Annotated in this window: 21 protein-coding genes and 1 pseudogene; 12 read left to right on the forward strand and 10 right to left on the reverse strand. The window is 69.7% G+C overall.

The genetic code is table 11. The annotated features are described in order from the left end of the window. The first annotated feature begins 211 nt into the window (after positions 1–211). Complete coding sequence (locus P0592_RS14870; protein WP_276271692.1) at positions 212–487, forward strand: PadR family transcriptional regulator; 276 nt, start codon at positions 212–214, stop codon at positions 485–487. 101 nt (positions 488–588) lie between these two features. After that, the gene (locus tag P0592_RS14875) at positions 589–1044 is read left to right on the forward strand and encodes a DUF7992 family protein (protein ID WP_276271693.1); all 456 of its coding nucleotides are present in this window, start codon (positions 589–591) and stop codon (positions 1042–1044) included. On the opposite strand, the gene P0592_RS14880 is transcribed toward P0592_RS14875, so the two are convergent. Next, entirely contained in the window at positions 1041–1598 is a 558-nt protein-coding gene (locus P0592_RS14880) for a class I SAM-dependent methyltransferase (protein ID WP_276271694.1), read from the reverse strand. The two genes, P0592_RS14875 and P0592_RS14880, sit on opposite strands and share 4 nt — an antisense overlap. Before the next feature lie 102 nt (positions 1599–1700). Between P0592_RS14880 and P0592_RS14885 the strand changes: the two genes are divergently transcribed. Next, positions 1701–1880: an HEWD family protein gene (locus tag P0592_RS14885; RefSeq protein WP_276271695.1), complete on the forward strand. Its 180-nt coding sequence runs from the start codon at positions 1701–1703 to the stop codon at positions 1878–1880. Positions 1881–1919: 39 nt separating this feature from the next. After that, positions 1920–2225: a divalent-cation tolerance protein CutA gene (cutA, locus tag P0592_RS14890; protein ID WP_276271696.1), complete on the forward strand. Its 306-nt coding sequence runs from the start codon at positions 1920–1922 to the stop codon at positions 2223–2225. A 12-nt stretch (positions 2226–2237) separates the two neighbouring features. On the opposite strand, the gene P0592_RS14895 is transcribed toward cutA, so the two are convergent. Beyond that, positions 2238–5189 (reverse strand): oligosaccharyl transferase, archaeosortase A system-associated, encoded by a 2952-nt coding sequence (locus tag P0592_RS14895; protein ID WP_276271697.1) that lies wholly within the window; start codon positions 5187–5189, stop codon positions 2238–2240. Between the two features lie 119 nt (positions 5190–5308). Here P0592_RS14895 and aglG point away from each other — a divergent pair. The 4 genes and pseudogenes from aglG to P0592_RS14915 form a co-directional block, all read left to right on the forward strand. After that, positions 5309–6244, forward strand: a pseudogene (aglG, locus tag P0592_RS14900) (glucosyl-dolichyl phosphate glucuronosyltransferase); the annotation flags it as partial. A gap of 66 nt (positions 6245–6310) precedes the next feature. Further along, a complete protein-coding gene (locus tag P0592_RS14905) occupies positions 6311–7297 on the forward strand; it encodes a glycosyltransferase (RefSeq protein ID WP_276273943.1) in 987 nt (328 codons plus the stop codon). A 40-nt stretch (positions 7298–7337) separates the two neighbouring features. Next, positions 7338–8765, forward strand: a complete 1428-nt coding sequence (locus P0592_RS14910; RefSeq protein WP_276271698.1) for a sulfatase-like hydrolase/transferase — start codon at positions 7338–7340, stop codon at positions 8763–8765. 51 nt (positions 8766–8816) lie between these two features. Further along, positions 8817–10175 (forward strand): sulfatase family protein, encoded by a 1359-nt coding sequence (locus P0592_RS14915; protein ID WP_276271699.1) that lies wholly within the window; start codon positions 8817–8819, stop codon positions 10173–10175. Here the strand turns inward: P0592_RS14915 and P0592_RS14920 are convergent. After that, positions 10163–11641, reverse strand: a complete 1479-nt coding sequence (locus P0592_RS14920; protein ID WP_276271700.1) for a lipopolysaccharide biosynthesis protein — start codon at positions 11639–11641, stop codon at positions 10163–10165. The two genes, P0592_RS14915 and P0592_RS14920, sit on opposite strands and share 13 nt — an antisense overlap. Positions 11642–11747: 106 nt before the next feature. Beyond that, positions 11748–12596 carry a TrmB family transcriptional regulator gene (locus P0592_RS14925; RefSeq protein WP_276271701.1) on the reverse strand — a complete coding sequence of 283 codons (849 nt, stop codon included), beginning with the start codon at positions 12594–12596 and terminating at the stop codon, positions 11748–11750. A gap of 83 nt (positions 12597–12679) precedes the next feature. Between P0592_RS14925 and P0592_RS14930 the strand changes: the two genes are divergently transcribed. From P0592_RS14930 to P0592_RS14940, 3 genes are all read left to right on the forward strand, one after another. Next, on the forward strand, positions 12680–12820 hold the full coding sequence (locus tag P0592_RS14930; protein WP_276271702.1) for a hypothetical protein: 141 nt from the start codon (positions 12680–12682) through the stop codon (positions 12818–12820). Positions 12821–13058: 238 nt separating this feature from the next. Continuing rightward, positions 13059–13313, forward strand: a complete 255-nt coding sequence (locus tag P0592_RS14935) for a DUF8028 family protein (RefSeq protein ID WP_276271703.1) — start codon at positions 13059–13061, stop codon at positions 13311–13313. After that, a complete protein-coding gene (locus tag P0592_RS14940) occupies positions 13313–13498 on the forward strand; it encodes a DUF8106 domain-containing protein (RefSeq protein ID WP_276271704.1) in 186 nt (61 codons plus the stop codon). Before P0592_RS14935 ends, P0592_RS14940 begins: the two co-directional genes overlap by 1 nt. Positions 13499–13515: 17 nt before the next feature. On the opposite strand, the gene P0592_RS14945 is transcribed toward P0592_RS14940, so the two are convergent. From P0592_RS14945 to P0592_RS14970, 6 genes are read right to left on the reverse strand one after another with little or no spacing between them, the layout of a single operon-like run. Next, entirely contained in the window at positions 13516–14382 is an 867-nt protein-coding gene (locus P0592_RS14945) for a DUF58 domain-containing protein (RefSeq protein ID WP_276271705.1), read from the reverse strand. After that, positions 14379–15320, reverse strand: a complete 942-nt coding sequence (locus P0592_RS14950; protein ID WP_276271706.1) for an AAA family ATPase — start codon at positions 15318–15320, stop codon at positions 14379–14381. The genes P0592_RS14945 and P0592_RS14950 overlap by 4 nt, the downstream gene beginning before the upstream one ends. After that, entirely contained in the window at positions 15317–16285 is a 969-nt protein-coding gene (locus P0592_RS14955) for a DUF7502 family protein (protein ID WP_276271707.1), read from the reverse strand. The genes P0592_RS14950 and P0592_RS14955 overlap by 4 nt, the downstream gene beginning before the upstream one ends. A gap of 2 nt (positions 16286–16287) precedes the next feature. After that, positions 16288–16971, reverse strand: a complete 684-nt coding sequence (locus tag P0592_RS14960; protein WP_276271708.1) for a chromosome partitioning protein — start codon at positions 16969–16971, stop codon at positions 16288–16290. Beyond that, a complete protein-coding gene (locus P0592_RS14965) occupies positions 16968–19334 on the reverse strand; it encodes a VWA domain-containing protein (RefSeq protein ID WP_336406676.1) in 2367 nt (788 codons plus the stop codon). The genes P0592_RS14960 and P0592_RS14965 overlap by 4 nt, the downstream gene beginning before the upstream one ends. Next, positions 19331–21124: a vWA domain-containing protein gene (locus P0592_RS14970; protein ID WP_276271710.1), complete on the reverse strand. Its 1794-nt coding sequence runs from the start codon at positions 21122–21124 to the stop codon at positions 19331–19333. Before P0592_RS14970 ends, P0592_RS14965 begins: the two co-directional genes overlap by 4 nt. A gap of 223 nt (positions 21125–21347) precedes the next feature. Between P0592_RS14970 and P0592_RS14975 the strand changes: the two genes are divergently transcribed. After that, positions 21348–22505, forward strand: a complete 1158-nt coding sequence (locus P0592_RS14975; protein ID WP_276273944.1) for a glutathione-independent formaldehyde dehydrogenase — start codon at positions 21348–21350, stop codon at positions 22503–22505. Positions 22506–22529 lie beyond the last annotated feature (24 nt).

A 22529-nucleotide genomic window follows, 5' to 3' on the forward strand; every position in this document is an offset into this window, starting at 1 on the left:
TCCTTTACCCTTGTCGGGTCCCTCGCCGACGGATAGAGAGTGACGAGCGTATTACACTATCTCGTTCTGTTCTCTACTTTATATCTTAATTTACCGCGGGCCGTCGAGACAGATACTACACGTCGAGTGATTCGGCCTCGGGACCGAAATCTGCTAAATAATTCGATAGAAATAGTGATATATGAGGGGGGTGAAACGGTTCCACAGACTGATGTACGACCTCACTGGGTTCCAGCGCGATCTGCTGTACGTCATCGCCGGTCTCGACGAGCCACACGGGTTGGCGATCAAGGAAGAACTCGAGGACTACTACGAGAGCGACGTCAATCACGGGCGACTCTACCCGAACCTCGACACCCTCGTCGAGAAGGGCCTCGTCGAGAAGGGACAACTCGACCGCCGGACCAACGTCTACACGCTGACCGGGCGCGGGAGGCGGGAACTCGACGCCCGGCAGGACTGGGAGTCCCAGTACGTCTCCGCCTGACCGGCACGGCGCGGACTCGTCGGCTCCGGGCGGTGTTTTCTCCGCCGATCTCGGACGCCGGAAGCGCCGACGTTTATCCCTCCCGTCGCCGAAGGCGTCGTATGGCACTCGACGTACCGGTCCCGGACCGACCGCCGCTGACCAGTTCGGCGGCCGCCGAGGACTACGACGACGTGGACGTGCAGGGCGACGAGTACCGGCGCGACGAACTCGCCACGGCTCTCGACGACGGCGCGTGGCGGGAGGCCTTCGAGACGTGGGCGGCCGAGACGACCCTCGACGAGGAGGCCTGGGAGGTCGTGACCGATCTGGACCTCGTCGCGGAGTTCGACTTCTTCTGGGACTCATTCGCCGGCCGCGTCGGCTACCACGCACCGGGGCTCCCCGAGAACTGGCAGGAGCGGGCGGTCCACCCGGACATCGAGTCCTGGGAGACCGTGTCGTCGATCAACGCCGGCCTGACCGAGCTCGGGCAGGTCGTCTGTGACGTGCTCGGCGAGGAGTACCTCGACTGGGAGGCCGAGGAGGTCGACGCCGACGACCTCCCGGAGTTCTAACCGCCGAGCCGGCCGGAGAGTACGAACGTCTCCCTGCGGTCCTCGGCCCGGTCGACCTCGATGCCGGCGGCGGCACACAGTTCGACGGCGTCCTCGGCCGCGTACCGCTCCGAGAGGGGCGGTCCGTCCCGGCCGGTCCCCGCTCGTGTCCAGTCGGCGAACCCCACGCGACCCCCCGGTGCGAGGGCGTCGGCGACGGCGTCCATCGCCTCGGGTGTCGCGAACTCGTGGAACGTCATCGTGGAGACGACGGCGTCCAGCGGCTCCGCGATCGGCAGCGACTCGACGTCAGCCGTCACCGGTTCGACGTTGTCGGGCATCCCCTTCTCGCGGTAGAGGTCGTGCATCTCCGCCTGCACGTCGACGGCGTACACTCTCCCGGCGGCCTCGGCCACGTCGTCGGTGTAGAAGCCGGTCCCGCTCCCGAGGTCGGCGACGACGTCCCCGGGCCCGGGGTCGAACAACGCCAGCAGTTCGTCGACGGAGACGTACTCGTACCGGCTCGGGTCTTCGAGCTCCGCGGCCCTGTCGACGTCGAACGTGTGGAATCCCATCGTCGGACGTACGCCCTCCACCGGCTTAACGGGCCGTCCTCGCGGTCGCCCGTCCCGCTCCGGACCGCTATGTTGATACCGGTTCACGTACTCCCAACGGATATGGTCGCGATCGTAGCGCCGACGGAACGCGAGTGCGAACGGTGTGGCCGGCGAGACGTGTGGGACGAGAGCAAACAGACGTGGCGCATCGCCGTCGAAGACGGCGAGAAGCGGGCCGGCCAGCCACACTGCCTCCACGAGTGGGACATCAACGGCTCGTTCAATCCGCTGGCCGAGTGACCCCGAACGCTCTTCTCCCCGCCGGCGGTGTCCCCGGGTATGCCGACAGCCTTCGTGACGGTCCCACCGGCCGAGGCGGACGAACTCGCTCGGACGCTCGTCGAGGAGCGCTTGGCCGCCTGTGTCAACCGACTGGACTGTGACTCCGTCTACCGCTGGGACGGCGAGGTCCACGACGAGGGGGAGGTCGTCCTCCTGGCGAAGACGACGGCCGACCGGTACAGCGCCCTCGTCGACCGCGTCGAGACGCTCCACCCCTACGAGGTGCCCTGTATCGAACGGTTCGACGAGACCGACGCCTTCGGTCCGTTCGCGGAGTGGCGGTCGACGGTCGTGAGAGAGTAGCTGCCGACGCGATCAGGGCGCGGTCGCGCGCTCGCCGTCGGTCGGTGCGGCGATGCTCGACGAGTTCGACGACGAGTCGTCACCGGAGCTCACCTGGAACAGCGGTTCGAGTTCGACGGTCGCCGCCGTCCCGTTCTCACCGATGACCTGCCCCTCGGTCACGTGCGTCGTGCCGGCGTAGGGAACTCGACTCCCGTTGTCGACGCCGATGGCCCGGAACTGGTACTGACCCTCGGCGCGGACGCTGACGTTCGTGTACCCCTCCTGGGTGCCCCACTCGTCGTAGCCCGTCGTCGAGTACGGCACCGTCATCGTGAACTCGCCGTCGGGGCCGGTCCGGGCCTGCTGGGTGTAGACGAACGTCTCGTTGGTCTGGTGGTTCCGCATCTGCACGGACGCGGTCACCGTAGTGTTCTCCGGGCCGGTCCCCTCGATCGTCCCACCGGGGACCCGCTCGAAGATCTTCGTCCAGGCGGGGTTGTTCTGGTTCAGGAACGCCTCCTGGCTGTCGGGGATACAGAACTGCTGGCCGTTGAACGGCATCGCAGTCTGGTTGGCCCCGCAGGTGGTGGCGTTGCCCGCCGGCGGTCGGATGTTCAGCCCCAGGCTCGCGCCCTCGACGAAGGTCGCGATGTTGTGGGCCTCGGAGACGTAGGCGTTGCGCTCGCTGGACCCGACGTAGCGGTAGTGTTCCATCGCCGGCACGCGCTCGGACGGGACGCTCCCGAAGCCACCGACCTGCGAGGTGCTGTCGTTGGCGGCGTACTCGCGGGCGGCCGCCATCGAGTTGAACGCCTTCACCGCTCGGCCGTCCTCGGGCGTCACCCGGACCTGTCGGCCGTTCTGCGTCGCGATCTCCCAGTCGAGCACGACCGGCCGCGGTTCGACCGCGCTCCCGTGGTAGTCGTAGAGGCGGACGACCGTCGTGTTGTAGTAGGCCTGCGTCCGGTAGTTGAACTGGTAGCCGCGCTGGCGGCTGACGATGGTCCGGTAGTAGTCGTTCGCCGAGACCTCGGAGGCGTTGTAGAACCGGGGCGGCGCGAAGAACTTCCCGCCGTACTGCCCGTAGGTGTTGACCATCTTCCAGTCGACGGCGACGTAGCGGGTCTGGGCGTCGTCCTCGTCGACCTGCTGGAGCACGTCGTTCGCCTGGCTCTCGTTGGGCGCGAGCAGGAAGTTCGCGGCCATCGTGGCCCCCTGCTGGAACGGGTTCGCGTTGGGGATCCGTTCGCCCTCGACGGTGATGAGGTGCCCGTAGTCCCACCACGACATCACGCCGTACTCGCCCGCCTGGTAGTCGTAGTCGTCGCGTGCCTGGTACGTGCCGTAGTACTCCAGCGTCTGTTCGCCGCCGGTGCCGTAGGTCCCCTCTGCCGGGGTGTGAGACTCCATCCAGTCGAGGCCGTCGTTCCACCCCTTGGCCTCCTGTCCGGGTCCGGCCGTGGCACCCACGTCGGTCGCGAGCGGCTGGACGAGCACCATCGGGCCGACGATGACGAACACGAGGGCGACGACGGTCAGCACCTCCCACGTCTCCACGTCGTCGCTGGCCGAGAGGTCGACCCAGTCGGTGGCACGCCCGACCACGTAGGCCGTCAGCGCCGCCACCGGGAACACCGTGTAGACGCCGAAGCGGATCTGCGTGAAGTTCGCGGCGAGGATGAACGCGCCCCAGACGACCATCAGGAACTCCTGGGCGCTGGCCTCGCGGTCGAGGAACTGCTCGACGACGACAAGCAGCGCGCCGAGACCGGCGACGAACAGCGAGAGCCCGTAGTACTGGTAGAGCCGTCCGGCGTTCCGCAGCGGCGTCGCCTCGCCGACCGAGGTCTGTGTGGCCGACGGGCTCGCCGTGAAGCCGACGACGCGGAGCACCTGGTCGACGAAGTAGCTCAGCAGGTCCGGCGTGAGGATCGCCATCAGGACGGCCCCGGTGACGAGGATGCCACCGACGGTCACCGGATACAGCGTCGCGTCGTACCCCTCCTGCTCCAGGTACCGGGCGAGCCACGCCATGAACACACAGCCGAAGCCGATCGCCAGCGCCAGGAGCGGCTGGAGCAGCGAGTGATCGGTCGCGGTGATCGAGAGCGTGTTGATAACCGCGAGCTCGAGGACGGTGACCGTCCCCATCATCACCGTACCGGCGATGGCGACGTGTTCGGGGCTCTTCCCGCGGAGCACCTCGACGGTGAGCCAGAGCAGGAAGAACGTCCCGAGGATCCCGAGCAGGAGGACGGCCGGGGGCCACGTCCAGAGGTAGAGCGCGATGGCGAACCCGGCCAGCGCGGAGTAAGCGATCGTCTCCCGGAGCGGGTCGACGGCCCGCTCTCGGAACTGTTCGTAGACGGGTTTGTCGCGCTCCGCTACGCTGACCGCGACCATAACCGCGAGGACGGCGGTCACCTGCAACAGCCCCTCGGCGACCTGGTGGTCGTAGGTCCCGGCGAGGCTCCGCTGGAGGAACGTGCCCGCCGAGAGTCCGAGGACGACGATGCCGGTGACGCCACCGAGGCGGCCGCCGAGGCGACGGCCGACGACGTAGGTCGGCAACACGGCCAGCGCACCGAGGACGGCCGGCGCGACGATCGCGACCATCCCGACCGTCTGTTCGCTGGGAGAGCCCAGGCCGACGATCAGCGCGACCGTCGCGAACACCTGGTCGAAGAGGGTCCCGAACTGCCCCGACGCAGTGCCGTAGGGGAAGTACGTCCAGGGGTCGAACGGCATCGTGGACGGCCAGTTCTCGACCACGAACATCGTCGAACGGTAGTGATACCAAGGGTCCTGCCCGCTGAGCAGCACCTCACCGTCGACGATGAACTCGTCGTAGTTGCGGACCCGGTTCCACAGCGTGAACCCGAACACGAGGAGGACGGCGAGGACGTGGTACCACTCCCGTACCCAGTCCAGGGCGGACTCCAGTTCGGGGTGTTCGTCGAGGTATCCCCGCGATTGACTCATTACAGGGGAACACTGCCAAGCCGCGCATAAGCCTTTTGACCTCCGGGCGACCGCAGGATCGCGACGGGTCCCGGAGCGGGAGGGAAACGCCTAACAGCGCCGGTCGTGTCCGCCCGACTATGCGAGTCTCGGTCGTCCTCTGTACGCACACGCTGGACCGGTACGACGACTGCGCCGAGGCGGCCGAGAGCGTGCTGGACCAGACCCACGACGAGGTCGAACTCGTCCTCGTCTCCGACGGGAACGAGGCGGTCGCCGAGCGCTACGAGGCCGACTTCGGCGACCGCGAGGACGTCCTGATCCACTGCAACGACGAGAACGTCGGCCTGCTGGACAGCCGGAACAACGGGGCCGACCTGGCCACCGGCGACGTGGTGGCGTTCCTCGACGACGACGCCGTCGCCGACGAGGAGTGGGTCGAGAAGCTCGTCGCGGCCTACGAGGCCGACGACGATCGGCTCGCCGTCGGCGGTCGGATGGTCCCGGCGTGGGTCGCCGGCAAACCCTCCTTCCTCCCCGCGGAGTTCTACTGGCTCGTCGGCGTCACCCACCGCGGGTTCGGCCCGGACGGCGACCCCGACGAGGCCGGCGAGGTCCGCAACACCTTCGGCTCGAACATCTCCTTCGACCGCGAGGTGTTCCTCGAACTGGGCGGCTTCGAGAGCGACATCGGCGGTCGACAGGGCGACAAGAACCTCCAGGGCGGCGAGACGGAGCTGTGTGCCCGGCTGCGCGGCGAGTACGGCGTCGGTGTCCACTACGTTCCCGACGCCCTGGTCGCCCACAAGGTGTTCGACTACCGCACCGACCCGGGGTGGCTGCTCGACCGGGCCTTCTGGCAGGGTTACTCCAAGCGCGGGATGGAGGTGTTCGTCCCCGAGTCGACCGGCGAGGAGTCGGACTTCCTCGGGGACCTGCTGTTCTCGTTCGCGCCCCGGCGGGCGAAGGAGCTGGCGACGGGGCCGTCGCTGTCGGCGCTGTTGCAGTTCCTGATGCTGTTCGTGTTCACCGGCGTCGTCGGCCTGGGCTACCTCTACGGCGCGACGAAGTACGGCGGCAGCGTGACCAGCGTCGAACTCGGGTCCGAACCGGACTACCGCGTCCTCTGGCTGCGGCCGTCGATGGGCGACCACATCAGCGTCCGGCGGACCCGGATCGCGGAGAAGCTGGCCGAGCGCGGCATCGAGGCGGACATCCGCGACACGAGCGGGCTGGACGCGCTCGCCGCGGTCAGGACCGCGATCGAGGGCGACTACGACGTGATCCTCGGCAACGTCCGCGTCGGCCTCTACCTCGGCTATCCGCTCGCCCGGCTCCTGGGGACGCCGTTCGTCGGCGACGTGAGCGACCCGCTGAGCGACTTCGAGGACCTGCCGTGGCCGCTGTTCCGCCTGCTGTCGGCCTACGAGTGGTTCGTCCTCGGCCACGCGGACGCGTGTGCCTTCACCTACGACGAGACCAAGGCGGAGGCCGACCGGCGGGGAATCGAGGGACAGAAGCTCCCCAACGCCGTCGACTACGACTTCTTCGCCGACCCCGATCCCGAGGCCGTCGCCGAGGCCGTCGAGATCCTCGACGCCGAGGGGGTGGACCGCTCGAAGCCGATCGCCGTCTACATCGGCGGGATGATCGAGGAGACCTACCACCTCACCGACATCGTCGACGCCGCGGAGCGACGCCCCGACTGGGAGTTCGTCTTCGTCGGCGACGGCCCCCAGCGGGACGTCGTCGTCGACGCCGCCGCGGAGCTTGACAACGTCCACTTCCCGGGCGCGTTCGACTACCGGCTGATGCCGGGCTTCCTGGCCCACGCCACGGCCGGCTTCTGTCTGAAGGACGCCGAGCAGCCGCTGAAGATCGCCGAGTACGGCGCGGCCGGGCTCGTCGGCGTCGTCCAGCCGGGCGACCTGAGCGAGCGGTTCGCCGACGACGAGGTGCTGGTCAGCGACCCGACCGGCGAGGCGCTCGCCGCGGCGCTGGCGACGCTGGACGACGAGAGCGTCCGGGAGACCTACGCCGAGAACCTCCGGGACCGGGCCAAGTCCGTCGGCTGGGACGACGTGGCCGCCGAGTACGACCGGACGATCCGCCGCGTGGCCCGCGAGTGAGCGAAAGAGCTATTGGCGGCTCTCGAACACGGTGAGACACATGGCCCGCCCGAACGTCCTGCTCGTGGTCCTCGACAGCGTCCGGGCGCGGAACTGCTCGCTGTACGGCCACGCCAACGAGACGACGCCGTTCCTCACGGACTTCGCCGAGGGGGCCACCGTCTACGAGCAGGCCCGCGCGCCGGGCGTCCACAGCATCGCCAGCCACGTGAGCGTCTTCACGGGCCACGAGGTCCACCAGCACGGCCTGACCGAACACGGGGCGCGGCTGGACCCCGAGGCGACGGTCTGGGCGGAGCTCGCGGCCGACGGCTACGACACCGGGCTGTTCACGCCCAACGCCGTCGTCACCCGGTCCTCGAACCTCGGAGAGTCGTTCGAACACGTCACCGGGCCGAAGCGGACCGGCGTCCCCTACCCCGACGCGCTGACGCTGGACGACGTGGACGACGCCGATCCGGCGACGTTCGTCAGGACGGCGCTGGGACGCGACGACCGGATTCGGTCGCTGTACAACGGCCTGTGGATGAAGTTCGGCAGCCACGCCGAGCACGATCCCGAGGCCGAGGCCGCGGACCGCTATCTGGACGACTTCCTCGAGTGGACCGACGCTCGCGACGGCCCGTGGGCGGCCTGCGTGAACCTGATGGACGCCCACTACCCGTACCGGCCGGCGGCCGAGTACGACGAGTGGGGCAACGACCGTCTGCACGCCCTCCACGACGACTTCCCGGAGGGGTCGGGCGTCGCGGACTACATCAACGGCGACCGGCCGTGGTGGGAGGTGGCGGCGCTGACGGCGCTGTACGACGGCTGCATCCGGCAGGCCGACGCCGCGATGGAGCGCCTCGTCGCCGACCTCCGTGAGCGCGGGCTGTACGAGGACACGTTCCTCGTCGTCACGAGCGACCACGGGGAGTGTTTCGGCGAGCCGACCCACGTCCGGCCCGACGTGCGAACGGTCGGGCACCGCTACGGCGTCCCGGAACCGCTGACCCACGTCCCGCTCGTGACCAAGCGGCCCGGCCAGTCCGACGGCGACCGCGTCCGTGCGCCGACGACGCTCTCGGCGTTCCCCGAGGCCGTCGACGCCGTCCGCGATGGAGCCGAGGAGCCGGCGTTTCGCACCGACCGCCCGGTGCTCACCTCGACGTTCCGGCAGCTCTCGGGCAGCGGCCTCACCACCTACCTCGACGACCCGGACAGCTACGTCGGACCGTGGCGAGCGGTGTACGACGCCGCCGACGGCGGCGACGGAGTCCGGAAGTCGGTCACGCACCGCGACGCGACGGCGACGGTCCGCGTCCGGGACGCACAGACCGCCTATCGGACGGCCACGGACGACGACGACCGGGTCGCGGCCGCCTTCGACGCGCTCGACCCCGTGACGATCGGCGAGGGCGAGGGCGACGAGGGACTGGCCCCCGACGTCGAGGACCACCTCGAGGAACTGGGCTACATCCGCTGAGTGTCGGCCGAAACACCAGCTATAAGCGCCCCATCCGTCCAGAGACAGGTGATGACGAACATCGTGCTGGTGACGGTCGACTCGCTCCGGGCCGACCGCGTCGGCTGCTACGGCCACGAGCGCGACACGTCGCCGACCGTCGACGCCCTCGCCGACGAGGGGTTGCAGTTCGACGGGTACGCGAACGCCCACGCGACCCGCGCCTCCTTCCCCGCGATCCTGACCGGCACCTACCCGCTGGAGTTCGGCGGGGCCGGCTACATGTCCGAGGGCCGGTCGATCGTCGCCGAACCGCTCTCGGCGGCCGGCTACCACACCGGCGGCTTCCACTCCAACCTCTGGCTCTCGCGCGACTACGGCTACGACCGGGGGTTCGACCACTTCTACGACTCCAAGAGCGACCCGTCGCTGCTGGCCCGCCTCCGGTCGTGGGTGAAGCTCAACGTCCCGCAGGACAGCGCGGTCTACGGGCTGCTCCAGCGCCTCTACGACACCACCGAGGAGAAGGCCGGCGTCAACGTCGGCAACACCTACCAGGACGCCGAGGTCATCACCGACCGGGCCGTCGACTGGCTGGCCGACGCCGACGAGTCGTTCTTCTGCTGGGTCCACTATATGGACGTCCACCACCCCTACGTCCCCCGGACGGAGGCCGCCGCGTCGTTCGGGCTCGACCTCGACTGCTCCCAGCAGGAGGCCATCCGCCTGCGCCGGAAGATGCTGGAGGAGCCGGGCGAGCTGACCGACGCGGAACACCGGACGATCCTGGACCTCTACGACGCCGAGATCCGTTACACCGACCGGGAGATCGGGCGGCTGCTCGACGCGGTCGACCGCCACACCGACGAGGAGACCGCCGTCGTGCTGACCGCGGACCACGGCGAGGAACTGGGCGACCACGGGGCGTACGGCCACAGCTCGACGATGTACGACGAGATCCTCCACGTCCCGTTCGTCGTCTCGCCCCCCGAGAGCGCCGAGCTGGACCCCGCACGGGCGGGCGAGGCCGTCGAACTGCTGGACGTCCCGCCGACGGTGTGTGACCTCGCGGGCGTCGAGCCGCCCGAGACCTACCGCGGGCGCTCGGCGCTGGACCGCCTCGGCACGGGCGACCAGCCAGCCGTCATCAGCGAGACGGACCTCGACGAGGAGTACAAGCTCTCGCTGCGGGCCGACGGCTGGAAGTACATCTGGGACCGCGAGACAGAGCGGACGGAACTGTACGACCTCGACGCCGACCCCGGCGAGACGGACGACGTCGTCGAGACGGCGTCGGAGCGCGCCGAGTCGATGCGCGAGACGCTGACCGAGCACCTGGGCGACCTCCGCGCCACGAACGAGTCGGTCCCGGAGGTGTCGATGGACGCCACCACCGAGGAACGGCTCCGCGACCTCGGCTACCTGGAGTAGTCGAGCGGGAGCACGGAGAACGCCTTCTCGCGGACGCGCGTCGAGAGGACCACGAGGACGCCGAAGTACACCGCCGCGCCCCCGCCCGCCAGGAGGAGCGTCCAGACCCGGCCCCGGGGCGTCGCGTCGTTGACCGCGAGGACCGCCGCGGCCATCACCACTGCGGCGACGACCTGCCGCCCGATGGCACCCAGCGGGACACCGACCCGACCGATCGCCGTCCGGACGCCGCGGTACCCCAGCACGGTCCGGAGCGACGCCGAGAGGGCCGTCGCCGTCGCCGCGCCGTACCAGCCGTACTGCCAGACCAGCACGAGGTTCAAGACGACGTTGGTGCCGATGAACGCGGCGTTGACGCGGTAGGCGATGTCCGGGCGGTCGACGGCGTTGACGACGTTGAGGAACTGGCTGGCGTACACGTCGACGGCGTAGGCACCGACGAGGATGGCGAGGATGCCGCCGCCGCGGGTGATCGCGGGGTCGTAGAACTGGAGCACCCGCTGCCCGATGACGAGGCTCCCGAACAGACCGGGGATGACGACGAGGCCGCCGAAGACCAGGCTCTCGCCGAGGAAGTGCCTCACGCGCTCGATGTCGTCGTCGCTCGCCAGCTCGCTGACCTCCGGGAACAGCGTCCGCTTGATCGAGACGCTGAACACCGACAGCAGCGAGGCCACGCCCCACGCGGCCTCGTAGATCCCGATGAGCGACGCGCCGACGAACAGGGAGAGCACCAGCGTGTCCATCCAGCCGTACACCCGCGAGCGGAGGGTCCCCAGCCACGCGTAGCGGACGTACTCGACGATCCGCTCGAAGTGGTGGCGGTCAGGAAGTCTCGGGCGGACGTCGAGGAGGAGGAACCCCACGACGGCGAGCGCGAACAGCGAGACGACCGGTCCGAACAGCAGTGCGCCAAGGCCGTAGCCGGCCAGCAGCGCGGCCACCTGAACCCCCGTCCGACCGGTCCGTTCGGCGGCCGTCAGCAGCCCGGCGGTCCCGACCCGCTTGCGCCCCTCGATGCCCGCGACGGCCGTTCCGAAGACGACGGCTCCCAGCCCGAGCGCCGCCAGCAGGAGGGTGTGGTCGCCGACGACGCGAGCGAAGACGGTACCGCCGGCCGTGACCGTGCGACCAGCGACCTCGACGCCCCCGCTCAGTGTCTCCACGGTGAACGCCAGCGCACCGACGGCGGCGACGGCCGCCACGCCGACGACGACGTTGAGCGCGATCCCGGCACCGAGGTACTCACCCTGGTCGACGCCCTCGCTGATGCGCTTCGTGACGCCGGACTTGACCGCCATCGCGGGGAAGACGAGCCAGAAGTACCCCAGCGCGATGGCCGTCGAGTACTCCCCCAGCAGCGCCTCGCTCCCGAGGTTGATGATGGCGAACGTCGCCAGGAACCCGACGACCGAGACCAGGACCTGCGAGCCGAAGTGGACGAGCGCCTTGTAGCCGATACGCACGGGTCAGGCACCTCCGGTCGCGATCGCCGCACCGTCGGTCACGGGCTCGGGACAGTGGCTCGCGCGATCCACAGTTGTCGCTCACGACCGTGGCAAGAAAGGGTTGTTATCTCACGTCCGCCGGCGGGACGCTCTCGTGTTCCCACACCAGATCGAAGTACCGCTGTAGCCCGGCCACGAACGAGCCGTTCCCCGTCAGCGCGGCCTGCCGTCTGTGGTCGGGGACGTCCGGCTCCTCGACCAGCAGGATGGCCTCGCCGCCCTCGTAGTCCATGCTCGGGTCGGCCACCGTCCCCCGGAGCGGCAGTCGCTCGACGCTGAACCGCACCTCGACGGCGGGGAACGCCTCGGTCAGCCGCTCGACGACCTCGGCCTGGACGGCGGCCTTCTCCGCCGGGAGCCGGTCGGGGTGGAGAAACAGGACGTCGACGTCGACGCCTCGGTCGAGCGCGTCCGCGAGGGCGCTCTCGACGCTGTCCAGGTAGGCGAAGCTGTTCGTCACCACTCGGAGCGTCTCCGCGGCCTCGCGGTAGAGCCGCCGGGTCTCGCGTTCGCTCGGTTCGCCCACGTCGACGACGTGGAACAGTTCGGCGGCGGGCGAGATGTCCTCGCTCGCTCGCTCGTAGCGGGGCCGGTACGCCGAGAGGAACTCCCCGCGGGCGTCCTCAATATCGCTGGCGAACGACTCGTAGGCCTGCCGTTCGTTCTCGACCGCGCGGTCGAGGATCTCCTCGGGGGACTTGGGCTGGTACTCCTTGGGCCGACCGGGGATCTCCTTGACGAACCCGCGGTCACACAACTCGTCCAGGACGCCGTAGATACGGGCCTTCGGGATGCCGGTGGCCTCCGCGAGGTTCGGTGCCGTCGTCCGACCCAGCGACAGGAGTTCCTCCAGTGCCGTCGTCTCGTACTCGGTCAGCCCAACGCGGTCGAACACGTCGGACGCATCGGTCATACCGCACCGTTCGCTCCCGGGGACGTAAAACGAGGGGAGTCGCCGGAAGGTATTTACCGCTCGCGTCGATAGTTACTCACATCGTGAGTAAACAGACTGGCGAGAGCGCCGAGACCGAGGCACGAACGGACGAACCCGAGCGCCGCGACGACCACCTGCAGGACGTCCCCGACGGGTGTGGCTGCGTCGAGGTGTGGGAACACCTCAGCGACGACGCCGAGTGAGGGCGGACCACGAGGGCGGTCGTCGCCGCCTCGCCGCTGTCTCAGTTGCTATCGGATATCGGTCCAGAACGGCGGATAAATTTTCTCGGCCGCTCTAAAAACGTCACACCCGACCGCGGCAGAGGCGGTGAAATCGCCCGAAACGTCCGGTCGATCCTGAACGGACGCGAACTGCGGGCAACGGTCTCGGATTTATATGGGGGTGGTGACGGATGGATACGAGTGAACCGAACGCCCTATGTCCACCGCACCGTCCTCCCTCCACGAACTGCCCGCAACGGCACCGAACGTCCGCCGTCTCGCCGCTCGCGTCGGCGAGCGTGCGGTCTCGACCGCCGAGGCCGCGGCCTTCTGGGCGGCCATCCCCCTCCCGATGGTCGTCCTCGCGGCGCTCCTGACCGGCCTCGTCACCGCGGCCCCCGCCCTCGTCGGTGCGCTCGCCGTGTGTAACGTCGTCTGTGCCGCCGTCGGCCACCGCCACTCCACTCAGTGATGCGTCTCCGACACCACTCCGAACGAGCGCCGCGCGCCCGGGGGAGCAAGGCCGCGCTGTTCTGTCCCGGCTGTTCCCGCGAGAGCCCGGTCGACGGCGACTGGATCGCCGACGACGGCACCGCCCGCCAGCGCCTGCTCTGTCCCGCCTGCGGGGCCGTCGTGATCGACCAGCCGACGTTCTGACCCGTCTCCGGCCCCGCTCACTGCAACCAGACGCTCGCGAACGCGTCGAAGAAGTCCCGTCCGGTGTCGACGACGACGTGCTCGGCCCCGAGCTCGGTCACGCGGTCCTCGACCGTGTCGACGTGGGCGGCGAGACGGTCGCGGTAGGTCTCCGCAAGCGACCCGCTGAAGTACGTCCGCCGGGTCGCCTCGCTCTCGGGGTCGGCGAACAGGGCGTCGCCGACGGCCGCCGGCTCTCGCTCCTCGGGCGCGATCACCCTGACGACGAGCACGTCGACGTCGTTGCGGGCGAGCGCGGCCACGCCGTCGGCGATCGCGTCCGGATCGGTCAGGCAGTCGCTCAGCAGGACGACCAGCGAACGCGACCGGATGCGCTCGGCGTACTCCACGAGCACCGACTGGAGGGCGGCCTCGCCGGCCGGGTCGACCGCGTTCAGTTGGTCGACGAGCCCGAGTAGTTCGCCCCGGTTCGACCGGCCGCCGTCGAGGCGATCGGGCCGCTCCCGGACGGTCGCGAAGCGGAACTCGTTGTTCTCCTCGCCGGTGAGGTAGGCGACGCCCAGCCCGAGCTTCGCGGCCGTCTCGAACTTGTGCGTCGGGCCGTCCCCGAAGTCCATCGAGGCGCTGGCGTCGACGAGCACGTGGACGGTCAGGCTGCGCTCCTCCTCGTACTGCTTGATGAAGTACTCCTCCGTCCGGGCGAACAGCCGCCAGTCGATGCGGCGCGTGTCGTCGCCCGGCGAGTACCGGCGGTAGTCGCTGAAGGTCAGCCCCTCGCCGACGCGGGGGGACCGCTGGTCGCCCTGCCTGAGCGCCGTCGACTCGCGGTTCAGCGCCGCGTCGAAGCGGCTCAGTTCGTCGAGGAAGTCCGGTTCGATGGTCATTCGTCCAGTAGCGCCCGGACCACGTCGTCGGGCGTCCGGCCCTCCCGCTCGGCCTGGAAGTCCAGCACGATGCGGTGCCGGAGGACCGGCGCGGCCAGCGCTTCGATGTCCTCGCCGGCGACGTGTGACCGGCCCCGGAGGAACGCCCGGGCCTTCGCGGCGAGGACGAGCGCCATGCTGGCCCGCGGGCTCGCGCCGAAGTCGATCTCGTCGGCCTCGCGGGTCCGCCGGACGAGCTGGATCGCCCGGTCCCGCAGGTCGTCGGCGATCGGGAGCTCGCGGACGAGCTGCTGTGTCTCGCGGATCTCCTCCCGGGAGAGGACCCGCTCGACGGGGACCTGTTCAGCGCCGGCGGTGTAGGTGTCGACGATCCGGCGCTCCTCGTCGTACCCCGGGTAGTCGATGAGCAGCTTGAGCATGAAGCGGTCCGTCTGGGCCTCCGGCAGGGCGTAGGTCCCCGACTGGTCGATGGGGTTCTGGGTCGCGAGGACGAAGAAGGGCCGCGGCAGCTCGTAGGTCTCGCCGGCCACCGTCACCTGCTTCTCCTGCATCGCCTCGAGCAGCGCGGCCTGGGTCTTCGGCGTCGCGCGGTTGATCTCGTCTGCGAGTACGACGTTGGCGAACACCGGACCGCGCTCGAAGACGAACTCCCGGCCCGTCTCGCGCTCCTGTATCATCTCGGTCCCGGTCACGTCGGAGGGCATCAGGTCCGGCGTGTTCTGGATGCGCGAGAAGTCGAGGTCGGTGACCTCGGCGACGGTCCGGACCATCGTCGTCTTGCCCAGGCCGGGGTTGGACTCCAGCAGGGCGTTGCCGTCCGCGAGGACGCAGACGAGCAGCTGTTCGAGGACCTCCGTCTGGCCGACGATGCGCTTGCCGATCTGTTCGCGGGCGGTACCGAGTTTCCGCTGGAGAGTGTCGATGTCGTTGTCTGTCATTCGTCGTCCTCGCTCTCTCTGATCCGGAGGTTGTACTCGCGGACGAGCGCCGCGTCCTCTACCTGCTCCGGGGCGGCGAACCCGGCTTGCTGGCTCTCGATGCTCCCGTTGCCGCCGCCGGCTGGACCCGACGACGGGAACTGCCTGTCCCGGTCGACCTCCTCGTCGCCCCCGCTGGACTCGATGCCCGCCGTCAGGTTCTCGTCGCCGGCGGAGACGTTCTCGCTGTCGCCGAGGACCGCGTCGCCGTCCTCTAGACCCGTGAAGTTCCGCTCCCGCTCGCGGTCGCCGGCGTCGGTCCGTGGCTCGCCGGGCCCGTCGGCGAGCAGCGCCACGTCGGCGACGGCCACCTGCAGCGTCGCCAGGCTCAACACGACGACGAGGACGGTGGTGGCCGCGACCCGGCGGCCGTCCACCAGCGCGACGCCGGAGCTCTCCCGCAGTCGGTCGAGCACGTCCGCGTAGAGCCGCCGGACCATCCGGGAGTCGGCGTCCGCGTCCATCGCGTCGCGCGCGGTCCGGAGCGCCTCCGCGACCGGTGGGTTGACCGCCTCGAACTGCTCGACGAGCGGCCGACGGGTCCGGAGCCCCACCTCGCCGGCGGCGACCAACAGCGCCGCGCCGCCGCCGACCAGGACGCCGGTGGGGACCGTCGCACCGGACAGCGACCGGCCGAGGGCGTCGCCGACCGGGGCGGTGACCGACGACGGCACGGGCACGTCGGCCGGTAGCCCCGACGGCCCGAGCAGCGCGACGACGAGGTTCACAGCGAGAAACGCCGCGACGGCGTCGACGGCGGCGTAGACGACGGCGGCCTTCCAGCCCTCGCGACGGACGGCCCGGAGCGCCCGACGCATCCGCTCGTCGGTCGCGTCGGCCGGGGCCGTCGCCGCTCGCCGCCCGTCTGCGCCCCCAGACTCGTCCTCGCCTGCCGGCTCGTGTCCGGGTGGTCCGTCGTCGGCCACGATCAGTACCCCTCGCAGGCCTCTTTACCCGCGTTCTCATCTTCACGACAGAGCGACTCCAGGTCGTTCTCCATCTCCTCGTTCTCGGCCTGGAGGTCTTCGTTTCGCGACTCTAGTCGGGTGACGTTCGTCTCCAGTTCGTCGACCCGGTCCTCCAGGTCGCTCACGTCACGCTGGAGCCGGTCGCGCTGGCGAGCGAGCGCCGTGTTGTTCTCTTCCAAAGTCTCGACCTCGTCTTCGAGCCGGCGGTTCTCGGTCCGGAGGTCGTCGTTCGTCGCCTCGAGGTCGTCGACGGTCGACTGGAGGTCCCTGTTCGTCGCCTGCAGGCTGTCCACGCGGTCCCGGCTCGCGGCCAGTTCCTCACGGGTCTCGGCGAACGCCTGCTGGGTGGCGTTCAGCTGCTGTTCGGTCCGGTTGAGTTCGCGCGCCACCTGCTCGACGTCCTGGGTCCGGGTCGCCAGGGCGTTGCGGAGTTCGCGCACCCGCGTCCGGTTCTCCCGGAGCGCAGTCCTGACGCGCTCCAGTTGCGCTCTGAGGTCCGCGTTCTGCTCGCGCAGCGCGTCGTTCTGTGCCTGCAGTTCGCCCGTCGCGTTCTGGTAGAACGCCGTCGCGCCGGCCGTGCCGACGACGGAGAGGACGATGACGAGGACCAGTCCGAGGTTGAGGCGGGAACCGATGGGGTTCACAGGAGACCACTCTCCAGGGAGGTGCGTCCGCGGTACACTTGAACGCGCCGGGCGACCACCTCGACGAGGAAGACCGCGAGCGCGGCCAGCAGCGGAACCCACCCCCACGCCTCCCGGACCGTCCGGACGCGGGTCGCCTGCTGGCGGGCCTCCCGGGCGATCGCGGCCCCCTGGTCGGGCGTGTACGTCCGGCCGCCGGTCACCTCGACCAGCGAGTCGAGTTCCGTCGAACGACCGAACGCGCCGTACTCGGGCGGGTAGTTCGCCGCGTACTCCGTCTCGAGCACGTCGTCGTAGCCGGCCGACGCCGGGGTGAAGGTGCCCCGATAGAGCCCGTCGCCGAGGCGAGTGAACGTGACGTTCGGGGCCGACGGGCGCTCCTCGCCCCGGTAGGTCAGCGTCGTCTCGCGCCCGACGCGGGCGTCACCCACGGCCGTGACGCCGGTCAGCGTCCGCGCCGGGTCGCCGATGGCGTAGTTGACCGACTTCGTGACGACCAGCGAGTCCGGGCGTTCGAGCAGGCCGTCGAGGGTGCCGTCGTCGCCGTAGGCCGTGATCGAGACGACTCGACCGAGACCGAAGCGCCACGAGGCGATCGCGGGCGTCCCGTCGGCGGTCGCCACCTGGTAGTCCGCGCCGGACTTGACCGAGACGCGGTTGGCCTGCCCGGGGTTCGCCGTCAGGGTCACCCCGGAGGTGATGAACGTCCCGCTGGTGACGATCGTCAGGTTCTGCCCGCTGTACTGTCGGGAGCTCCCCCCGAACAGCAGCCGCAGCCGCTGGGTCTCGTCGGCGGCGAAGTACGAGCCGCCGGACTCGCTGGCGATGGTCCGCAGCGTGCTCGTCTTGACGTTGCGTGCGGCCCCGACGGCGATGACGCGGATCCCCTCCCGGCCGAGGCGGTTGGCGACGGTCGCCGGGGCACCGACCTCGTCGCGGCCGTCGCTCAGCAGGATGATCGTGCCCTCGCTGTCGCCCAGCAGTTCGTCGGCCCCTTCCAGTCCGATCGCGATGTCGGTCGCGCCGCCGCTCTGGAGCCGTCGGATGCGGTCGGCGATGCGGCTCCGGTTCCCGCCGAGGCGCTGGCGGTCGGCGACGCGGAAGGCCCGCTGATTGAACGCCACGACGCCGACCCGGTTGCCGTCGCCCAGCTGGTCGATCACGTCCAGCGCGACCGCCTTCTGGACGGCCAGTCCGGACTCGGCGCTGCCGGAGACGTCCACGAGCAACACGATGTCCGTCGTCCCCCCGGTCGCGTTGCCGACCCGGACCGGCAGCATCGACGCGATGGAGGACTGCTCGTACCCGCCGTTCTCGTAGGCGTTGTCCCCGCCGACGACGACCAGACCGCCGCCGTCGATGACGTGTTCCTGGAGGGCGCTGACGTTGCCGAGCCGGGCGGCCGGTCGGTCCTGCACGACGACGGCGGTGTAGCCGCGCAGGTCGTCCGGCACCGTCGAGGCGTTGGTCACGTCGTACAGCGTGGTCAGGTAGTCCCGGAGCGGGTAGTCGTCGCCACCGACGTACAGCACGTCCGGCTGTTCGACGACCCGGACGCTCCGGTAGAAGACGTCGTTGCGCGCGAACACGTCCTCGCCGTCCACCGTCGCCGTCACGCGGTGTGGCCCGGTCTCGTTGAACGTGTGCGTGATCGCGACCGATCCCTCCGGACGGACGGACTCCGTCGTCACCGTCTCGCCGTCGACGGACACCTCGACGGTGGCGTTGCCCGACTGTTCGACGCTCGTCAGGGAGACGACGAACCGGGCCGGGAGTCCGGCACTGACCGTCTCCGGACCCCTGACGGCCACCGCGCGTTCGGTCCGGCTCGGTTCGACGGCGACGCTGCTGACCGTCGCGTTGAGCTGTCGGGCCTGCTCGGCGGCCGTCGACAGGCTCCGGCCGCCGGTCACCTGTCCGTCCGAGACGACGACGACGGTCCCGTTCTCCCGGAGGTTCGCGCTGACCCCGTCCCCGATCCGCGACTCCGTGCCGCTGCCGACGGTGGCCGTGGTCACGGGGACCCCCGCGGCCTCGATGTCCTCGACCAGCGCCGCCGTGCGGTCCGGGTAGACCGCCATACTGTCGGACTCGTCGGTCAGCAGGGTCACGCGCGGCTCGCCGGGCGTCTCGCGCGTCTGGACCGTGTACGGTCCGGCGGCGGCCGTGACGAGCAGCGTGACGACGAGGACGCGGCTGGCGAACAGGAGCCGGCGGCTCCGCGTCGAGGCCGAGCGGGGACCGCGCTCCCCGCGGAAGAGGAGAACGGCGAGCAGGGCCACGGCGACCGGCAACAGCGCGAGCGGCCACAGGTGCTCGACGCCGACCGTCAGCCCGTCCGCGAGGGTGTACGACACCATCAGAGGTCACCCCGCCGGCCGAGGTAGGCCAGTTCGACGAGCGCGAGCAGCAGGGCTCCGACGGCGGCGAACTCCGTCAGCCGCCGGGGGACGGTCCGCTGCTCCTCCCGCGTGAGGTTCCCGGTGGGTCCCTCGCGGGCCGCCAGCGGAGCGGCGGCGACGTCGGACTCGCGTTCGTCGAGCAGCGACGCGCTCACGGACCTGTTCGCGCCCGCGTAGAACCCCTGTCGCCGGAGCGTCACGGTCGGCCCGGCGACGGCCCCGTCCGGCCCCTCGACGCGCTCGGCGTCGAGTCTGACGCGGTCGCCGGTCGCGTAGTTCAGCGCGCTCAGCGGCCGCCGGTCGGCGAGGTGGAACGCGGCCCGCTTCCAGAACACCGGGTACTGGTAGTTGAACTTGAAGCTCGACTGCTCCTCGATGTACCCGTAGTAGAGCACCCGACCGCCGTTCCGCTCGTCGGTCGCGAGCAGCGGCGTCCCGTCGCCCAGCGTCACGAGCGCTGTCCCGCGCGCGAGCGAGCCAGAGACGTACTCGTCGGGCGGCTGGAAGTCGATCCCCCGCGTCAGTTCGCTCTGCCGGGTGGTCCCGACGGTCGCCCCGGTTCGGACACCGCCGGGCTCGATCAGCAGGAGGTCGCCGTACTGCGCGGGGACGTCCGACTGGGCCTGTATCGCCACGCCACCGCCCTCGGCGACGACCTCGCGGCCGGCCTCGACGTTCCCCGGCAGCAGCGAGTCGGGGTCGACGTTGCTGTAAATGACGACGTCGTAGCCGTCCGCGACCGTCGTCGGCGGGCTGTCGACGGTGAGCTCGACCTGATCGACGACCGAGAGCGCGGTCGTCAGGTACCGGTTCCGGTCGTTGGTGAGGACGAGCACGTCGACGGTCGGGTCCTCGGGGGCCGCGATCGCGACGCTGTCGTCGGTGGGGAACCCGTCGCCCGGCGAGAGCCGGGCGCGGCTCCGCCCGGCCGGGACCGGGAGCGTCACCGTCCCCACGTCGCCGCTCCCGAGCCGGAGGGTCTCCTGCCGGTCGCCGAGCGAGACGGTCCGTGTCACCGCCTCGTCGCCGTAGTTCTTCACCGACAGCGTCACCGACGCCTGGGAGAACGTCCGGTCGACGAAGCCGACGTTGGCCGTGCCGCCGCCGGCGAACTGCCGGAGCGAGACCGAGATCTCGCGGCTGCGCGCCGTCGTGACGGCGCTCGTCCAGTCGTCGCCGGCGAAGTCGCTGAGGACGACGATCCGTGCGTTCTCACCCACCAGCGCCGCCGCCTGCGAGATCGCCCCCCGGAGGTCGCCGCCGCTGTCGGTGACGCGCAACTCGGTCAGCGCGGCCCGCGCGTCGCTCGGCGGGACCCGCTGTCTGACGACCGTGCCGCCGTCGGCGGTCGTGACGACCGAGGTGGTGCTCGTCACCTCGTCGTCGGCCGCGGCCACCGCGCGCTGGAACCGAGTCTCGTCGCCGTCTGTCGTCGCCATACTGGCGCTCGTGTCGACGACCAGCACCGTCTCCTCGACCGCCGCTCGCTCGGCCACGGGGACGTACGGGGTCGCCAGCCCGACGGCGAGTGACAGCACCACGAGTACCTGCAGGAGGAGCAGGAGGCTGCGGGAGAGGCGTTCGAGCAGCGGCGAAGTGGCGTCCTGTCGCTGCTCGTCGACCAGAAACCGGAACGTCGGTAGTTCCACCCGCTCGGGCTCCGGTCGGACGAGGTACAGCAGGACGATGGGGACGGCGGCGAGGAGGGCAAGGAGGCCGGTGGGGGTGAGGAACCAATCGGCGAGGGCCATCGGGGCGTATGTCGAATCGCTACGATATCCCTCTTGTGTTGGTTTCGACTGTGACTGATCGGGACGACCACCGCTCTGTGACCGGGGAGCGCGGACCGATCCGACCCACACCCGAGAGCGGTCCACCGAAATATAAGTGTAAAAATTGTTTTGTAAGAATATGATGATTATCTATAAATAATACCCGACCGACAGTCCGTGTGGTGTTACTACACCAATGTCTATGAACGCTGTCGTGTATCAGGGGCCCCACGAGGTCGCCGTAGAGGAGGTAGAGGAACCGGAGATCGAGCATCCGAACGACGTCATAATCGACATCACGACCACGTGCATCTGCGGGTCCGACCTGCATATGTACGAGGGGCGGACCGCCGCCGAACCGGGGATCGTCTTCGGCCACGAGAACATGGGCGTCGTCTCCGAGGTGGGCGAGGCCGTCTCTAGCCTGGAGGAAGGGGACCGCGTCGTCGCGCCGTTCAACGTCGCCTGCGGCTTCTGTGAGAACTGCGAGGACGGCTACACAGGGTTCTGTACGAACGTCAACCCCGGCTTCGCCGGCGGGGCCTACGGCTACGTCGCGATGGGGCCGTACAAGGGCGGGCAGGCGGAGAAACTCCGCATCCCCTACGCCGACTTCAACGCGCTCCAGCTCCCGGAGGGCGACGAACACGAGGACGCGTTCTCCCTGCTCGCGGACATCTTCCCGACTGGGTGGCACGGCACCGAACTGGCCAACCTCGAACCGGGCGACTCGGTCGCCATCTACGGGGCCGGTCCGGTCGGGCTGATGGCCGCCTACAGCGCGAAGATCAAGGGAGCCGCCGAGATCTACTCCGTCGACCGCGTCCCCTCCCGCCTCGAACTCGCGGAGGAGCACTGCGACGCCACGACGATCAACTTCGAGGAGGGCGACCCGGTCGAGCAGATCATGGACGAGCACGGCGGCGAGGTCGACAAGGGCGTCGACGCCGTCGGCTACCAGGCCATCGACCCGGACAAGGAGGCCGACGACGCGTACGACCCGGCCCGCGAGAACCCGGCCGTCGTCATCAACAACCTCATCCGGACGGTCAAACCCACCGGCGAACTCGGCATCCCCGGTCTGTACGTCCCCGAGGACCCCGGCGCGCCCGACGACATGGCCGCGCAGGGCCGGCTCGGCATCGACTTCGGCCTCCTCTTCGAGAAGGGCCAGAAGCTCGGCACCGGCCAGTGTAACGTCAAGTCCTACAACCGCGAACTGCGCGACCTCATCATCGAGGGCCGGGCCGACCCGAGCTGGGTCGTCTCTCACCGCGTGGGCCTCGAAGAGGCCCCCGAGATGTACGAGAAGTTCGACGACCGCGAGGAGGGCGTCACGAAGGTCCTGCTGGAGCCGTAACGCGACGACCCGACGTTTTTTCGA

It is taken from the genome of Haloarcula litorea (assembly GCF_029338195.1).
Classification (GTDB): Archaea; Halobacteriota; Halobacteria; order Halobacteriales; family Haloarculaceae; genus Haloarcula; species Haloarcula litorea.

Bases quoted from the DNA above. Each gene is read 5' to 3' on its own strand.
- P0592_RS14870 (WP_276271692.1), top strand. From the start codon at position 212: ATGTACGACCTCACTGGGTTCCAGCGCGATCTGCTGTACGTCATCGCC.
- P0592_RS14875 (WP_276271693.1), top strand. From the start codon at position 589: ATGGCACTCGACGTACCGGTCCCGGACCGACCGCCGCTGACCAGTTCG.
- P0592_RS14880 (WP_276271694.1), bottom strand. From the start codon at position 1,598: ATGGGATTCCACACGTTCGACGTCGACAGGGCCGCGGAGCTCGAAGAC.
- P0592_RS14885 (WP_276271695.1), top strand. From the start codon at position 1,701: ATGGTCGCGATCGTAGCGCCGACGGAACGCGAGTGCGAACGGTGTGGC.
- cutA (WP_276271696.1), top strand. From the start codon at position 1,920: ATGCCGACAGCCTTCGTGACGGTCCCACCGGCCGAGGCGGACGAACTC.
- P0592_RS14895 (WP_276271697.1), bottom strand. From the start codon at position 5,189: ATGAGTCAATCGCGGGGATACCTCGACGAACACCCCGAACTGGAGTCC.
- P0592_RS14905 (WP_276273943.1), top strand. From the start codon at position 6,311: ATGGGCGACCACATCAGCGTCCGGCGGACCCGGATCGCGGAGAAGCTG.
- P0592_RS14910 (WP_276271698.1), top strand. From the start codon at position 7,338: ATGGCCCGCCCGAACGTCCTGCTCGTGGTCCTCGACAGCGTCCGGGCG.
- P0592_RS14915 (WP_276271699.1), top strand. From the start codon at position 8,817: ATGACGAACATCGTGCTGGTGACGGTCGACTCGCTCCGGGCCGACCGC.
- P0592_RS14925 (WP_276271701.1), bottom strand. From the start codon at position 12,596: ATGACCGATGCGTCCGACGTGTTCGACCGCGTTGGGCTGACCGAGTAC.
- P0592_RS14935 (WP_276271703.1), top strand. From the start codon at position 13,059: ATGTCCACCGCACCGTCCTCCCTCCACGAACTGCCCGCAACGGCACCG.
- P0592_RS14940 (WP_276271704.1), top strand. From the start codon at position 13,313: ATGCGTCTCCGACACCACTCCGAACGAGCGCCGCGCGCCCGGGGGAGC.
- P0592_RS14945 (WP_276271705.1), bottom strand. From the start codon at position 14,382: ATGACCATCGAACCGGACTTCCTCGACGAACTGAGCCGCTTCGACGCG.
- P0592_RS14950 (WP_276271706.1), bottom strand. From the start codon at position 15,320: ATGACAGACAACGACATCGACACTCTCCAGCGGAAACTCGGTACCGCC.
- P0592_RS14970 (WP_276271710.1), bottom strand. From the start codon at position 21,124: ATGGCCCTCGCCGATTGGTTCCTCACCCCCACCGGCCTCCTTGCCCTC.
- P0592_RS14975 (WP_276273944.1), top strand. From the start codon at position 21,348: ATGAACGCTGTCGTGTATCAGGGGCCCCACGAGGTCGCCGTAGAGGAG.